12 protein-coding genes are annotated in these 15,906 nt (G+C 64.9%); 6 read left to right on the top strand and 6 right to left on the bottom strand.

The annotated features are described in order from the left end of the window. The first annotated feature begins 4 nt into the window (after positions 1–4). Positions 5–2,269, top strand: a complete 2,265-nt coding sequence (gene rnr / locus ACTG4J_RS00330; RefSeq protein ID WP_439136488.1) for a ribonuclease R — start codon at positions 5–7, stop codon at positions 2,267–2,269. A gap of 136 nt (positions 2,270–2,405) precedes the next feature. After that, on the top strand, positions 2,406–3,752 hold the full coding sequence (locus tag ACTG4J_RS00325) for a lytic murein transglycosylase (protein WP_439136486.1): 1,347 nt from the start codon (positions 2,406–2,408) through the stop codon (positions 3,750–3,752). Positions 3,753–3,787: 35 nt separating this feature from the next. Here ACTG4J_RS00325 and dapD read toward each other — a convergent pair whose 3' ends face one another. Next, entirely contained in the window at positions 3,788–4,615 is an 828-nt protein-coding gene (gene dapD / locus ACTG4J_RS00320; RefSeq protein ID WP_439136484.1) for a 2,3,4,5-tetrahydropyridine-2,6-dicarboxylate N-succinyltransferase, read from the bottom strand. Between the two features lie 117 nt (positions 4,616–4,732). Between dapD and ACTG4J_RS00315 the strand changes: the two genes are divergently transcribed. Beyond that, a complete protein-coding gene (locus ACTG4J_RS00315; RefSeq protein WP_439136482.1) occupies positions 4,733–5,569 on the top strand; it encodes an LOG family protein in 837 nt (278 codons plus the stop codon). Here the strand turns inward: ACTG4J_RS00315 and mepA are convergent. The 3 genes from mepA to ACTG4J_RS00300 are packed head-to-tail and all read right to left on the bottom strand — an operon-like array spanning position 5,566 to position 8,462. After that, entirely contained in the window at positions 5,566–6,429 is an 864-nt protein-coding gene (gene mepA / locus ACTG4J_RS00310; protein ID WP_439136545.1) for a penicillin-insensitive murein endopeptidase, read from the bottom strand. The two genes, ACTG4J_RS00315 and mepA, sit on opposite strands and share 4 nt — an antisense overlap. 53 nt (positions 6,430–6,482) lie before the next feature. Next, a complete protein-coding gene (locus ACTG4J_RS00305) occupies positions 6,483–7,880 on the bottom strand; it encodes an MFS transporter (protein WP_439136480.1) in 1,398 nt (465 codons plus the stop codon). Between the two features lie 33 nt (positions 7,881–7,913). Further along, positions 7,914–8,462, bottom strand: coding sequence for an acyl-CoA thioesterase (locus ACTG4J_RS00300; protein ID WP_439136478.1), 549 nt, complete (start codon positions 8,460–8,462; stop codon positions 7,914–7,916). A 274-nt stretch (positions 8,463–8,736) separates the two neighbouring features. Between ACTG4J_RS00300 and ACTG4J_RS00295 the strand changes: the two genes are divergently transcribed. From ACTG4J_RS00295 to ACTG4J_RS00285, 3 genes are all read left to right on the top strand, one after another. Continuing rightward, on the top strand, positions 8,737–9,024 hold the full coding sequence (locus ACTG4J_RS00295) for a YggT family protein (protein WP_439136476.1): 288 nt from the start codon (positions 8,737–8,739) through the stop codon (positions 9,022–9,024). Between the two features lie 87 nt (positions 9,025–9,111). Next, positions 9,112–10,809, top strand: a complete 1,698-nt coding sequence (locus ACTG4J_RS00290) for a Y-family DNA polymerase (protein WP_439136474.1) — start codon at positions 9,112–9,114, stop codon at positions 10,807–10,809. Positions 10,810–11,065: 256 nt separating this feature from the next. Then, positions 11,066–14,029: a calcium-binding protein gene (locus ACTG4J_RS00285; protein WP_439136472.1), complete on the top strand. Its 2,964-nt coding sequence runs from the start codon at positions 11,066–11,068 to the stop codon at positions 14,027–14,029. A gap of 24 nt (positions 14,030–14,053) precedes the next feature. On the opposite strand, the gene ACTG4J_RS00280 is transcribed toward ACTG4J_RS00285, so the two are convergent. Both ACTG4J_RS00280 and dgcA read right to left on the bottom strand, forming a co-directional pair. After that, positions 14,054–14,908 carry a D-amino-acid transaminase gene (locus ACTG4J_RS00280; RefSeq protein WP_439136470.1) on the bottom strand — a complete coding sequence of 285 codons (855 nt, stop codon included), beginning with the start codon at positions 14,906–14,908 and terminating at the stop codon, positions 14,054–14,056. A 7-nt stretch (positions 14,909–14,915) separates the two neighbouring features. After that, the gene (dgcA, locus tag ACTG4J_RS00275) at positions 14,916–15,878 is read right to left on the bottom strand and encodes an N-acetyl-D-Glu racemase DgcA (RefSeq protein WP_439136468.1); all 963 of its coding nucleotides are present in this window, start codon (positions 15,876–15,878) and stop codon (positions 14,916–14,918) included. Between the last annotated feature and the right edge of the window lie 28 nt (positions 15,879–15,906).

Below are 15,906 nucleotides of genomic sequence, written 5' to 3'. Positions count from 1 at the left end.
CGCCATGTCCCAGCTTCCGACCAAAGAACAGATCCTTGCGTGGATTTCCGAAAATCCCCACGCGACCTCCAAGCGCGACATCGCGCAAGCTTTTGGAGTGAAGGGGGCAAAGCGGATCGACCTCAAGCACATGCTCAAAGAGCTTGCAGCAGAGGGGCATCTGGAAAAGCGGCGCAAAACCTATCTTGACGCTGACCGCCTGCCGCCTGTGGCGGTGTTGCAGATCTTGGCCCCCGACGCGCAGGGCGATTTGTTCGCACGCCCCTTGGAATGGGCAGGCGAGGGGCCGATGCCGCGGATTTTGTTTTCGGCGCGCGCCACAGACCCCGGCCTTGGGGCTGGCGACCGCGTGCTGGCCCGCCTGCAAGAGGTCGCGGGCGAAGAGCATCACTATATCGCGCGGCTGATCCGCAAGATCGGCACCAACCCCGCGCGCGTCTTGGGCGTGTTCCGCGCCAACGCCGAAGGCGGACGCATTGTGCCGATCGCCAAGGGCTCGGATCGTGATTGGCTGGTGCGGCCGGGTGAAACCCATGGCGCGCGCGACGGCGAGTTGGTCGAGGCTGAACAGATCGGCCCCAAGGCCCGCATGGGCAGCCCCCGCGCGCGCATCGTCACCCGGCTGGGCGATCCGGGTGCGCCGCGCGCCGTCAGCCTGATCGCCATCGCCGAACATGGCATACCCGACGCCTTTCCCGATGCCGCCATGGCCGAGGCTGACGCGGCAAAGCCTGCGGGCCTGAAGGGGCGCGAGGATCTGCGCGATCTGGACCTTGTCACCATCGACCCCGCCGATGCGCGCGACCGCGACGATGCGGTGCTGGCGCATCCCGATGACGACCCCAAAAACCCCGGCGGACATGTGATCTGGGTCGCCATCGCCGATGTCGCCCATTACGTCCGTCCCGGATCGGCGCTGGATCACGAGGCGAAGAAACGCGGCAACTCGACCTATTTCCCCGACCGCGTGGTGCCGATGCTGCCCGATACGCTCTCGGGCGATCTGTGTTCGCTGCACGCCCATGTGCCGCGCGCCTGTATGGCCGTGCGCATGGTGATCGACGCCGAAGGCAACAAGATCGGCCACCGCTTTGTGCGCGGTTTGATGCGTTCGCGGGCCTCGCTGGCCTATGAGGCCGTGCAAGCGGCCATCGACGGGTCACCCGATGACGAGACCGCCCCCTTGCTCGATCCCGTGCTGCGCCCGCTCTTCGCGGCGTATGGCGCGCTGAAAAAGGCGCGCGCGCATCGTCAACCGCTCGAACTTGATCTGCCCGAGCGCAAGATTTCTCTCAACGACGCGGGCGAGGTGGTGTCGGTCGGCTTCAAAGACAGGCTCGACGCCCATAAGCTGATCGAGGAATTCATGGTGCTGGCCAATGTCGCCGCCGCCGAGGAGCTGCTGGCCCGCCGTCAGCCGCTCTTGTTCCGTGTGCATGAGGAACCCAGCCCCGAAAAGCTGGAATCCTTGCGCGAAACCGCCGAGGCGAGCGGCTTTTCACTGGCCAAGGGGCAGGTGCTACAAACCCGCCAGCTCAACCGGTTGCTGGAACAGGCCCAAGGCGGCGATTTCGCGGAGCTGATCAACATCACCACCCTGCGCGCCATGCAGCAGGCCTATTATTTCCCACAGAATTTCGGCCATTTCGGTCTGGCGCTGCGGGCCTATGCCCATTTCACCTCGCCCATCCGGCGCTATGCCGATCTGGTCGTGCATCGCGCGCTGATCACCGCACATGGCTGGGGCAAAGACGGCTTGCTGCTCGAAGAGGCCGAGGCGCTGGAGGACACCGCCAAGCATATCTCGGACACCGAGCGCCGCTCGATGGCGGCCGAGCGCGACACCAATGACCGCTATCTGGCCGCCTATCTGTCGGACCGCGTGGGCAGCACCTTCACTGGACGGATTTCCGGCATCGCGCGCTTCGGTGCTTTCGTGAAGCTCGACGAGACGGGCGCCGATGGGCTTTTGCCGATGCGCGCACTGGGGCAGGAATATTTCCACCATGACGCCGATAGCCAAACCCTGATGGGGGCCGAGTCGGGGCTAACCATCGGCATCGGGGACCGGGTGAAGGTCAAACTGGCCGAGGCTGTGCCCGTCACGGGCGGTTTGTTGCTGGAACTGCTGGAAATCGAGGGACGCCAAAGCCCGGTCCGCCGGGGTCGAGGTGGCGGCAAATACCGTGGCAGCCCGCAGCGCAAGGCCGGACAAATGGCCAAGAAACGCGGAAGCCTGCGCAAAAAAGCGCCATCGCGACGGGGCTGACGGGCGAAATCCGGCCAAGAGCAGTGGAAGGGCGCGGCGCGGTGCAGAGAAATCGCGCGCAAGCACCCTGCACAGATGCGCCACGATCGGCTATATTGTCGCCAGGGCAGAAACAATCAAAACACCGAGCCATCTGATGCGCAAAGACCTGATCGCCGCATGCATCGCGACCATCACGCTGGCTATGCCCGCGTTTGCCTTGCCGCCGCTTCAATCGCAGCGGCCCGAATTGCGCCCGACAGCCGGTCTGACAGTTGTGACCGCCTCTAGCCAAGGCACGCCCTTGGCGGTCAGCCGCTCCTTGCGGCCCATGCTGCGGATCGCGCCCGGAACAGCCGTACCCGAGCCGCAGGCTGTCGTCTTTCAGGCGGATTTCACCGCATGGCGCGCTGCTTTCCGCAATCGCGCCTTGGCCCAAGGCATTCGGCCCGAAACCTTCGACCGCGCCTTTGCCGGTGTCGTCGTCAATCCACGCGTCATCAACCGCGACAGCAATCAGGCAGAGTTTTCGCGCACCTTGTGGGAATATCTCGATGGTGCGGTATCGGATGTGCGGGTCAGCAATGGACGCGCGGCAATGGCACGCCATGCCGATACGCTCGCCCGGATCGAACGCCGCTACGGCGTCGAGGCCGAGGTGGTGCTGGCGGTTTGGGGGCTCGAATCGGCCTATGGCGCGATGCGCGGCAACAGCGACATCATCACCGCCATGGCGACGCTGGCCCATGAAGGGCGCCGGCGTGATTTCTTCGAGGCCGAGTTGATCGCGGCGATGCGTATCTTGCAGGCGGGCGATGTGGCCCCCCGCCAGATGACCGGCTCATGGGCGGGCGCGATGGGGCACACGCAATTCATGCCGACCTCGTATCTGGCCCATGCCGTCGATTTCAACGGCGATGGGCGGCGCGATATCTGGTCGGATGATCCGACCGATGCGCTGGCCTCGACCGCCAACTACCTGCGCCATCATGGTTGGACCACGGGCCAGCCTTGGGGGGTGGAGGTGGTTCTGCCGCAAGGTTTCGACTACGGCCTCACAGGCGAAGGAACCAAGCGCGGCGCGGGCTTTTGGCGGCGTCAGGGGGTGCGGCTGGCCGATGGCGGGCAAGTGCCTGATCATGGGCAGGCCTCGATCCTCTTGCCTGCCGGGCATCGCGGCGTGGCGTTGATGATCTTCGACAATTTTCATGTCATCGAACGCTACAACCCTGCGGACGCCTATGTGATCGGGATCGGGCATCTGGCCGACCGGATCGCGGGGGCCGGACCATTCCGTGGTGCTTGGCCGCGCGATGAACGCGGCCTGAGCCGCGCCGAGCGCGAAGAGCTTCAACGCCGCCTTGTCGCGCGCGGCCTGCACAGCGGCGCGGTCGATGGGATCATCGGACCGCAGACCGCCGACTCGGTCCGCCGCTTTCAGGCGTCGGTCGGGATGGTGCCGGATGGCTTTGCCTCACTCCGGCTTTTGGAGCGGTTGCGCTAGAAGCGGCGCACCGCAAAGGCGCGCCGCCGCGGCGATCAATCCCGAAGCAGCTCGTTGATCGAAGTCTTGGAGCGAGTCCGCTCGTCCACCCGCTTCACGATCACCGCGCAATAAAGGTTCACGCCGTTCTTGGACGGCATCGAACCCGCCACCACGACCGACCCCGCAGGCACTTCGCCATACATGACTTCACCGGTTTCGCGGTCGACGATCTTGGTCGACTGGCCGATGAACACGCCCATCCCCAGAACCGACCCCTCGCGCACGATGCAACCTTCGACCACCTCGGAGCGTGCGCCAATGAAACAATTATCTTCGATGATCGTGGGGCCCGCCTGCATCGGCTCCAACACGCCGCCGATGCCCACACCGCCCGACAGATGCACGTTCTTGCCGATCTGCGCGCAAGAGCCCACTGTCGCCCAAGTGTCGACCATCGTGCCGCTGTCGACATAAGCGCCGAGATTGACGAAAGACGGCATCAACACCACGCCCGGCGCGATATAGGCGGACCGGCGCACGACGCAGTTCGGAACAGCGCGGAAGCCCGCCGCTTTCCATTCGCCCTCGCCCCAGCCCTTCCACTTGCTGTCGACCTTGTCCCACCAGCTGCCGCCCTGCGCGCTGCCGGGCTGCATCTCCATATCCTTGAGGCGGAAGCCCAACAAAACGGCCTTCTTCGCCCATTGGTTCACATGCCAATGGCCATCAGCCTGACGCTCGGCCACGCGCAAGCTACCACTGTCAAGCGCGCTCAGCGTCGCCTCGATCGCATCGCGGGTCTCGCCCTTGGTGGCTGGGGTGATCTGGTCGCGCGCCTCCCAGGCGGCTTCGATGGCGGTTTCGAGCGCGGCGTTGGACATGGGCATGATCTCCTGCGGGATAAACGGGTTTTGGCGGCTATAACGGGCGCGCCCTGTGCTGGCAATCGCGGCGCGGCCTTGCTAGGTCAGGACAGGACCAGTGCAAGAGGACAGGATATGACCGAAGACCCCCGGCCAGGACCATTCCGCCACGCCGAGCAGGATCTCGAATCCGCCCGCCATGCTCCCGACACCGCGCAGGCGAAATCGCCCGCCTACAGGCTGGCCTTTGCCGACCCCGATTTCCTGTTGCGCGACGAGTTGCGGCCAGTGCGGCTGCACCTGGAATTGCTCAAACCACAGCTGGAACTTGACGCGCGTGCCATCCGCTCGACCGTGGTGCTGTTCGGCGGCGCGCGTATTCCCAGCCCCGAAGCGCAAGGCACAGGCCCCGCCCATTCCATGGCCCAATACTATGAAGAAGCGCGCCGTTTCGCCCGCGCCATCACCGAGCGTTCGGTCGCAAGCAACTGCACCGAGAATGTCATTGTCACAGGCGGCGGCCCCGGCGTGATGGAGGCAGGCAATCGCGGCGCGGCGGAAGCGGGCGGTTGCTCCATCGGGCTCAACATCGTGCTGCCCCATGAACAGGTGCCCAACGCCTATGTTACCCCCGATCTGTGCTTCAACTTCCACTATTTCGGCATCCGCAAGATGCATTTCCTGCTGCGCGCCAAGGCGATCGCGGTCTTTCCCGGCGGCTTCGGCACGCTGGACGAATTGTTCGAAAGCATCACGCTGATCCAGACCGGCCGGATGGAGCAGGTGCCCGTGATCTTGTTCGGCGAAAGCTTTTGGCAACGCGTGATCAACTGGGAGGCGCTGGCCGAGGCGGGCACCATCGCGCGCGCCGATCTGGAACTCTTCCGCTTTGCCGAAACCGCCGAAGACGCGCTGGCCATCATCGATGGCTGGACGCTCTCGGGCCGCCGCGGCGAAATACCCGGCCGCTAAAGATCGGCCAAAAGCGCCGCGCATTGGCGGGGCAGATCGGCCACCGTCATTGGCGGGCGCGGCGGCGGCGGCACGTAATTCGGGTCAGGCGGCGGTGGGTTCAGTATCGCCTCGGCGCGGGCGCGTGCCTCATCGCATCCATCACCCTCGGGCGGGGCGTCTTGCGGCACGCAATCGCGCGACCCGGACGGGCAATTCAGTCGCACATGGAAATGGAAATGATGTCCCACGGCAGGCCGGATCTTGCGCAACCAATCCCGGTCGCCCCTGGCGTTGTCGCACATCCAGACCTTGGCCCCGGTAAAGACGAAGATCCGCGCCACGCGCGGGTCGGTGGCGGCCAGCCGCATCACCTCCATATGCGTGCGCGTCCAGTTCTCGCCCACCCGCGCGCCCCCGGCAGAGCGGGTCGAGATCGAGGACAGGTTCTCACGCTCAGCCGGCGATAAGTCAAAGCGCGTGGGCGGCAGCATCCAGATATCGGCATCCAGCCCCGACTGGTGGCTGACATGGCCCGACAGCATCGGCCCGCCACGGGGCTGCGTCAGATCGCCGACATAGACCCCCCGCCACGGCGTTTGTTCAGCCACCCGGCGCGAGAAATCCTCCACGAAATCGATCAATTCGGGATGGCCCCAGTTGCGATTGCGCGACAGCCGCATCGCGGCCCATGTCGGCCCCGTCTCGGGCAGGCGTTCGGCGCCTGCCAGACAGCCCTGCGCATAGCTGCCGATCACCTCGCTTTGGCCCCCATCGGGCATTGCCGCCGCGCCGAAGAGCAGCCGTGCTTCCTGCCCCGACAAGGTGGCGTCAAGCGGCGGAAAGCTGCGGTCATCTTGTGCAGTCGGGCTGCACGACATCACCGCGAGAACACTCAACAGGGCCAAACCGGCCCGCACCTGCAAAACCGGTCTCACCCGCGCACCTCTCCCTCAGCACGAACCCAGATAATCAAGATCAGGCCAAGCACGAACAACCCGATCAGTGGCACCATCCCCAGGCGTGCGCTCTCGGTCACCCATGTGGTGATCCCGATCAACGCCGGACCCAAGAACGCCGTGGCCTTTCCTGAGAGCGCATATAGGCCAAAGGCCTCGGTCGGGCGGCCCGCCAAGGCATGGCGACACATCATCGAGCGCGAGGCCGATTGCAGCACGCCGCCAGCCCCCCCGATCAACGCACCACAGATGTAGAAGGTAATATCAGGCACGGCAGAGCCTTCGGTCAGCGCAAGGCCCCACAAGCTCTCTCGCGTCATGCCCACCACCACGAGGCAAACCCCGATCAGCACCAAGATGCTGCCGATGATCACGGGTTTCGGCCCCAGCCTTGCGTCAAGCTTGCCCCCGATCCATGTCGCCAGCGCCGCCGTGATCGCGCCGACGATGCCGAACACACCCACTTGGGTGATCGACCAATTCAGCACCAAGACTGCATAGGTGCCCCCAAACCCGTAAAGTGCGTTCAGCGCATCGCGGTAGAACATCGACGACCCGAGATAGGCAAACAGGCTGGTGCGCTTGGGCAGGCTTTTGACCGTGCCCCAAAGCTCCTCCAGCGCCGCGCCGAAGCGCGCATGGGTGGCCGGTCGCGGCACCTCGCGCAGCCACAAGAAGAAAGGGATCATGAAGACCACATACCAGATCGCCGTGAAGGGCCCCACGAACCGCGTCCCCTCGCGCATTGCGGGGTCCAACCCCAGCGCGGGATCAAGGCCCACGAAGGTCTTGCCGCTCTCCCCTTCGGCGAAAAAGATCAGCATGATGAACAAGGCCAGAACGCCACCCAGATAGCCCCAGGCGAACCCGTTGCCCGAGAGCTTGCCGATGGCCCCGTCATCGCCCAGTTCTGGTAGCATGGAATTGGTGAAGATCGTCGTGAACTCCGCTCCGATCAGCCCGATGCCGAAAGCCAACAGCGCCAGCATCAGGTAAGAGCCATCGGGCAACAGCACCCACATCCCCAAGGCCCCCAGCACATAGAACGCAGAGAACAGCACGATCCACGGCATGCGCCGCCCGGTATTGTCGGCGAAGGCCCCAAGGATCGGTGCGCAGAGCGCGATGATCACGCCCGAAACGGTCTGGCCCAGCGACCACAGGCTTTGCGCCCGGGCATCGGCCACCTGTTCGGCCAAACCCTGGGCCATGAAGGCCTCGGTCGCGACGGCGGCGAAATAGGGGCCGAAAACAAAGGTCAGCCCCAGCGTGAAATAGGGCTGGCTCGCCCAGTCGAACGCCCACCATCCCCAAATACGGCGGCGGGCTGAATGGGCGGACAGGCTGTCGAGATCAGGCGATGCAATGCTCATGGTCGCAGCATCCGCCATTGCCCCCCGATTTGTCTACGGGCTTGATGGCCCTTCTTGCATCGGCGGCCAAGGGCGCGTGGCGTCCGCCTCGGCCCAAGCCACCACCCACTCGGGCAAAGCGGGGGCCACCCCGTCATGGCCCATGGCGCGTGCCACATCGGCCACCGGGGCAAGCCGCCCGGCCTGCGTGATCCCGGTGCGCAACAGCGCATGGTTGCAACAGCTCTCGCCGCGCCACATGCCTTGCTCGATATAGAAGAACCGCGCGTCCCAGCCCAACAGCCGCGTGCGCAACTCGAACCGCTGAAACCCCGTGATCCGCGACCGGTAGCGCACCGAAGACCCGGCCACCACCAGCCCCCAACGCGCGCGCTTGAGCACATCCCAAAGCCCGATCCTGACCGAAAGCGCGAACCGCCCGAGATCGTAAAGCGTCAAGATGCGCCCGTTATTCATCTCGAGAAACCCGTCCAGATCATTGGGCAGGCAGCGCATCGTCATGACATGGGTATCGAACAACCCCAAGCCCGGCTTGGCGCGTTCGGACATCATGATACGGGCAAGGCGCAGATAAGGATACATTCCCCCGCCAAACCCCAGCGCGCGCCAGCCGTCAACCCCGCCCTCGCGTCAGCACAGCGTCCCTCGCTTCTTCGTTTCGTAAATATCCCGGGGGAGGCGCGCCCAAAGGGCGCGGCGGGGGCAGAGCCCCCTAATCATTGAGTCGTCGCCTCTGGCGACGGGGGCAGAGCCCCCTCAACAAAGAGCCGTCGCACTTGTCGACAGGCAGCATGCTTGCGCCACGCGCCCGGCCCGACTATCTGGCAAGGGCACAGCAGCCAAGGATACCGCGCCCATGACCTCGCTCTTTCAGATCCTCATGCTTTTGATCGATGTGGCCTTCATGATCATCCTCGTACACATCATCATGAGCTGGTTGATCAATTTCGGGGTGCTGAACCTGCGTCAACCGATCGTGGCACAGATCTGGGACGGCATGAACCGCTTGGTCGAACCGGTCTACGCCCCGATCCGCCGCCGCTTGCCCGCGATGGGCGGGCTGGATCTGGCACCGCTGATCGTGATCTTGGCGCTGTATGTTCTGGAAATCATTCTGCGCAACAACGTATCGCTGTTTTTGTGAACAGGGGCTGATCGGGGCGGACTCGACTCCGCCCGCCATGCAGATTAAATCTGGAACATAACATGAACATTCTGGATCGCCCGCGCCATGGCCGCCACCCCGCACCAAAGCCGCACCAGCCATAGGCGGATCTTGTCACTATGGTTTCCCCGGCTGGCCGCCGAGGATATGTTGCGCGCCACCCCCGCCCTTGCCGAGACGCCGCTGGCAGTGGTCGAGATGCAGGGCAATCTGCGCCAGATCACATCGCTGAACCTTGCTGCAAGCGCGCGCGGCCTATCGCGCGGCCAGGCGCTTGCCGAGGCGCTGACGCTCTGCCCCGATCTGGTCACCCGCCCCGCCGATCCCGATCGCGCGGCACAGGTTTTGGCGGCGTTGCGCCGTTGGGCGGGGCGCTTCAGCCCTTGGGTCGCCGAGGAAGGAACCGATGCGCTCTTGATCGACCTGACGGGCTGCGCGCATCTCTTCGGCGGCGAGGCCGCGCTGTTCGAGCAGATCCACCATGACTGCGCCGATCTGGGCCTTAGCCTTTGTGCGGGCATCGCCGACACCCCCGGCGCGGCCTGGGCCTTGGCACGCTATGCCGGTGGCGGTGGCACGACGGCATCGCGCAACGGTGACGCCATCGACCAAGAAGCGCGCGCCACCCGCTCACGCGCGCAAAGGCGCCATTGGGTCAAAGGTGGTCCCGCCCCGCAGCCGCGCAGCGCAGCCCAAGGGGGGATCGGGCGCATCTCTCCCCCCGGCGGGCTGCGGCAATCGCTGGCCACTTTGCCCATCGCGGCGCTGCGCGTGCCTCCCGCGACCGCCGAGGGTTTGGCCCGGCTGGGGCTGCGGCGCATCGGCGATCTGTGGGGCATGCCGCGCGCGGGGCTGGCCCGGCGCTTCGGACAAGAGGTGGTGCGCCGTCTGGATCAGGCGCTGGGGGTGGAACCTGAACCGATCTCACCTGCCGGGGCGCCCTTGCATTTCGCCGCAAGGCTCAGCCTGCCCGAACCCATCGGGCTCGAGGGTGACATCCTCGCCGGTCTCGACCGGCTTTTGCCTGTGCTTTGCGACAAGCTCCGCGCCAAGGGGCGCGGCGCGCGAAGGCTGCGGCTCGAGATGATCCGGGCCGAGGGCGGCAGCGAACGCATCGAGATCGGGCTGGCCCGCCCCACTGACCGGCCCGACAGCCTGCGCGCACTTTTCGCACTGAAGCTGGGCGGGGTCGAAGCGGGCTTCGGCTTTGATGTGCTGCGTCTGGTGGCGACGGTCAGCGAACCCTTGCACGCGCATGAACATAAGGGCGGCTGGGCGGTCGCCGCCGAAGCGCAACTCAAGGCACAGGCGGCCCGCGCACCCGGCCAAGCGCTCGACGATCTGGTCGCGCGCATCGGGGCGCGGGTCGGGCTGGAGCGAATCACGCGCGAGCATCCCGCCGATAGCCATATCCCTGAGAAAACATCTTCGACGCAGGCCGCGGCCTATAGCCAGCCCGCCAGTGAGTGGCCCGCCGCCAAGCGCCCCCGCCCCCTGACCCTCTTCCGCCCCGAGCCGGTCACGGCGCCGGACATGCCCGAACCGCCGCCTCAATTCCGCTGGCGTGGCCGCATCTTCGAGACTCGCGTGGCGCATGGCCCCGAACGGATCGCGCCGGAATGGTGGCTGGACGATCCGCAATGGCGGTCGGGCGTGCGCGACTATTGGCGTGTCACCACCGTGCAAGGCCCCCGGATCTGGCTGTTCTACGCCCATGGCGGAAGCATTTCAGGCGGCTGGTTCGCACAGGGTGATTTCGGTTAACGGCATCCGCCGATCCCGATTGTCGACACCAAGGCGACAATCCGAGGGAAAACCCGAAATTAGGCGATATTGCCATGATTTTACCAAGTTTTTGCCTCTTTTCACAAAAGGACTGTGCCTGTTAACCTTTCTCACGAATCGTCCCATGCGCCACATGGCATGCCAACACGCATCGCACATGCAGCGGCCTTTGCGGGGCGGCCCATGCGTTTCCCGTTTCGGGGCTGTATCGATTAACGAGTTGAAGGGTGCTGTGATGTTCGGTTGGCTATTGCTGGTGATCGCTGGGTTATCACTGACGACGGTGCTCGATTCCAACGGTTCCGATGACGATCAGGATGATCGCGCGACAGATGCCAACGGCGACGCGACGCAGGCGAATAACATCCGTGTCCTGACACCCGGTGACGACCAGCTTTCTTTGCGCGACAGCACGCCGACGACGATCAATGCCTTGTCCGGCGACGACACCATCACCACGATCGGCAATCAGGACCTCAAAGCGCTGCTCGGCCCGGGCGATGACGAAATCCGCATCCGCACCGGCGAGGCCGAGGTCTTCGGCGGTAATGGCGATGATCTGGTTCGGATGACCAATGGCTCGCTCTCCGCCTTTCTGGGCTTGGGCGATGACCGGCTCATCAGCGGCAACGCCACGGTCAATGCCTTCGGCGGTCCGGGTGACGATACCTTGATCAGCGGGCGTGGCGACGACACCCTGTCCGGCGGCACCGGCGCCGATGTGCTGCGCGGTTTCGGCGGGAATGACGAAATCGACGGTGGTTTCGGTGATGACAGCATCTTCGGGGGCATCGGCGATGACACGCTGGGCGGCCAAGCGGGCGATGACCTGCTCAACGGGGCGGGCGGCGCGGATCGTATGCTTGGCGATGCAGGTGACGACACGCTGAGCGGCGGCACGGGCAACGACACCTTGCGCGGTGGCGACGGCGACGACCTGCTTTTCGGTCAGGAAGAGAACGACCAGCTGCGCGGTGAGGCGGGCGATGACATCTTGGATGGCGGCACGGGCGAGGATTTCCTCGATGGCGGCGCGGGCGATGACACGCTTTTGGGCGGTGAACAGGCCGACCGGCTACAGGGCGGCAACGGCGATGACAGCCTCGATGGCGGTTTGGGCAACGATACCCTTGTGGGCGGTTTCGGCCAAGACAGCCTGTTCGGCGGCGCGGGCGACGATCTGATGGTCGATTTCACCGGTGTCGACAAGCTGGTGGGCGGTGCGGGCAACGACACGCTGGAAACCGACGGGATCGCCGATACCCTGCTTGGTTTCAGCGGTAATGATCTGCTGATCGCGCGCACCACGATCAACAGCGAGATCGTCGGTTCGGTGCTGGATGGGGGCGTCGGCGATGACACGATCATCGGCGATCTCAATGCCACCATCACCGGGGGCGATGGGGCCGATGCGATCACCATCGCAAGCGCCTTCGGCTCGGCGGCGGCACCCGCTGTGGTCACCGATTTCGATCCGGCGGTGGATCGCTTGACCATCGACACAACGGTCGCGGGGCAAACACCGACCGCCCCCAGCCTGCTGTTCCAAACCGCCGCCAACGGCACCGATGTCGAACTGGTAGTGAACGGCGAAACCATGGTTGTACTGCAAGGCACGACCATCTCGGACGCGCTGACCGCCGCGGTCAACACGGTGCCACCCGCAACCACGGCAGTGACACCCCCGCTCACGCCCCCCGTCACGCCACCCGTGACGCCCCCGTTCACGACGATCGTCGGAACCCCCGGCGGTGACACGCTGATCGGAAGCGATGGTAACGACGATATCAGCGGTCTTGGCGGCGACGATCAGCTGAACGGGGCAGGCGGCAATGACATCGTCGCCGGTGGCCCGGGCAACGACACGCTGGGGGGTGGCCTCGGCAATGACACGATCGTCGGCCAAGACGGCAACGACCTGCTTGACGGTCGCGAAGGCAATGATCAGCTAATCGGCGGCGATGGCAACGATACGCTGATCGAAACCGTGCCAGCTGATGGTGCAAACCTGTTCGATGGCGGCCAAGGCGATGACCGCCTCAGCTCGGACGGTATCGCCGACACGTTGCAGGGCGGACCGGGCAATGACCTGATCACCGGCGTCAATCTCGGTTCGCCGGCAAGCCCGGGATCGGTGCTCGATGGCGGATTGGGGCAGGATACCGTGAATGGCGACCTCAACTCCACCATCACCGGTGGCGACGGCGCGGACGAGATCATCATCTCCACCGCCTATGGCGCGCCAACATCGCCTGCCGTGGTGACCGATTTCGACCCTGCCGTGGACCGGCTGATCGTCGACACCACCTTCGAGGGGATTACACCGTCCACGCCGCCCACGATCCTGCTCCAGAACGCGGCCAATGGCACCGATGTCGAAGTGGTCGTCAACGGCGTGACCGCGATCTTGCTGCAAGGCAATACGGTCTCGGATGCGCTGGCGGCCAGCATCCTGAGCATCCCCGCAGGCGCGACACCGACGGTGGCACCACCTGTGGAACCGCCTGTCACCCCCCCCGTGACACCGCCTAGCGCAAGCGCGATCACCGGGACCGAGAATGCCGATTTCCTGATCGGAACCGATGGTGCCGACTCCATCGATGGGCTGGGCGGCAATGACAATCTGACCGGCAATGACGGCAACGACACTCTCGACGGCGGGGCGGGCGACGACATCTTGCTGGGCGGCAATGGCGATGACCTTTTGCGCGACACGGCCGGCGTTGATGCGCTCTCCGGTCAGGCGGGCAATGACACGCTGATCAGTGATGGCCTGAGTGACCTGCTTTCTGGCGGCGATGGCAATGACCTGCTCGACGCGACCAATCTGTTCCGTTTCCCGGTGATGAGCGCGACCTTGGACGGTGGAGCGGGGGACGACACGCTAATCGCGGATCGCGACGGCATTTTGGCAGGCGGCACTGGGGCCGATCAGTTCAACATCGAAACCTTCAAGGGTTCGCAGGATCGTCCGGCGCAGATCACCGATTTCGATCCATCGCAGGGCGACAGCCTGACCCTCACCATTTTGCGCACGGAATTCCTCGATCCGGCGACCGGGCTTCCCAATTACGAGGTCACACGACTGGTCTCCGCAGACCCCGCCGGGGTCGCGGTACAGGTCAACGGAGAGGCCGTGGCCTTCCTTGCCGGGGTGACGACGCTCGATGGCTGGACGGTCCGCACTGTCGAGGTGTGATGCAAGCCTTTGCGGGGCGGCGGGTCAGACCGCCGCCTTGCGCATCTCGTCCAGATAGATCTCGCGCAGCCGGGCCGTCACATGGCCCGGCTTGCCCGAGCCGATCGCTTTCCCATCCATCTCCACCACCGGCATCACAAAGGCCGAGGCCGAGGTGATGAAGGCCTCGTCCGCCGCCTTGGCCTCATCGACGGTAAAGGGGCGCTCCTCGACCACCATCTGCGCCTCGCGCGCGAAACGCAGCACGGCGGCCCGTGTGATTCCGTGTAAGATCTCGTTGCCGAGGTGCCGGGTGACGATGGTGTTGCCCTTGACGATATAGGCGTTGTTCGATGTGCCCTCGGTCACATGGCCATCTTCGACCATCCACGCATCATCGGCACCCGCCGCCTTGGCCATCATCTTGCCCATCGAGGGATACAATAGCTGCACCGTCTTGATGTCGCGACGGCCCCAACGTTGATCCTCGATGGAAATCACCTTCATCCCCGTCTTGGCCAAGGGGCTGTCGGCCAGACCCGGCTTTGTTTGGGTGAACAGCACGATGGTGGGCGTGGCATCCTTGGGATAGGCAAAATCGCGATCTGCGGCGCCGCGGGTGATCTGCAGGTAGATCAAGCCATCATCGATCCCGTTCAACCGCACCAATTCGCGGTGAATCTCGAGCAAGTCTTCCTCGGTCACCGGGTTGGCCATCGCCAACTCGTCAAGCGAGCGTTGCAGCCGCTTGGCGTGGCCCGCGAAATCGATCAGCTTGCCGCCCAGCACGCTGGTCACCTCGTAGACGCCATCGGCAAAAAGGAAGCCACGGTCGAAGATCGACACCTTGGCCTGATCTTCGGCCAAGTATTCGCCATTCACATAAACGGTGCGCGTCATCGCGGTATCATCCCCAAAGTTCTGGCCGCGGTGGATGCACCCCGGCGGCGTCGTATTCCAAAGGTGTCATCCGGTCTTCTGCCAGCAGAAGCGGCCCGTCAAGATCCACGATAGATGCGCCTTGCGCGACAAGCACCGCAGGGGCCATGGCCAGCGACGATCCGACCATGCAGCCGACCATCACACCGAACCCCATGGCGCGCGCCGCTTCGCGCAGCGCCAAAGCCTCGGTCAAGCCGCCGGTCTTGTCGAGCTTGATGTTGACCATATCGTACTTGCCCTTGAGCATGGGCAGACTTTCGCAGTCATGGCAGCTTTCATCGGCGCACACGGGCAGGGGGCGCGCGATCTCGGACAGCATGCCGTCATCCCCCGCAGGCAGGGGTTGCTCCACCATCTCGACCCCAAGGCGCAAAAGATGGGGGGCCAGATCGGCATAGACCGCGGCCGTCCACCCCTCATTCGCATCCACGATGATCCGAGCTTTGGGGGCACCGGCGCGCACCGCCTCGAGCCGTGGCATGTCATCGGGGGTGCCCAGCTTGATCTTGAGCAGCGGGCGATGGGCCTGTTTCGCGGCCGCCGCGCGCATCTTGGCGGGCGTATCGAGCGAAAGCGTAAAGGCGGTGATCAAGGGGCCGGGTTCCGACAACCCCACCAATTCCCAGACGCGGCGGCCCGCCTGCTTGGCCGCCAGATCCCACAAGGCGCAATCGACCGCGTTGCGCGCCGCACCGGGCGGCAGCAAGGACTGAAGCTGGCCGCGCGTCACCGCGTCGGGCAGGGATGCGATCTGCGCGGCAACGCTGTCTTGGGTTTCACCATAGCGCGCATAAGGCACGCATTCGCCGCGCCCGGCATGGCCATGCCGCGTGATCCGAACCGAAAGCACCGCCGCCGCGCTGCGCGATCCGCGCGCGATGGTGAAAACCTCGGCCAAAGGAAAGGTTTCTGGGATGATGGTGATCATCGCGGCCCTACCGATCCGGCCTTGGGCA

It is taken from the genome of Roseicyclus sp. (assembly GCF_965662675.1).
Lineage (GTDB): Bacteria > Pseudomonadota > Alphaproteobacteria > Rhodobacterales > Rhodobacteraceae > Roseicyclus.
The sequence above is the reverse complement of the archived record's forward strand: the minus strand, read 5'-3'. Positions and strand labels throughout refer to the sequence as shown.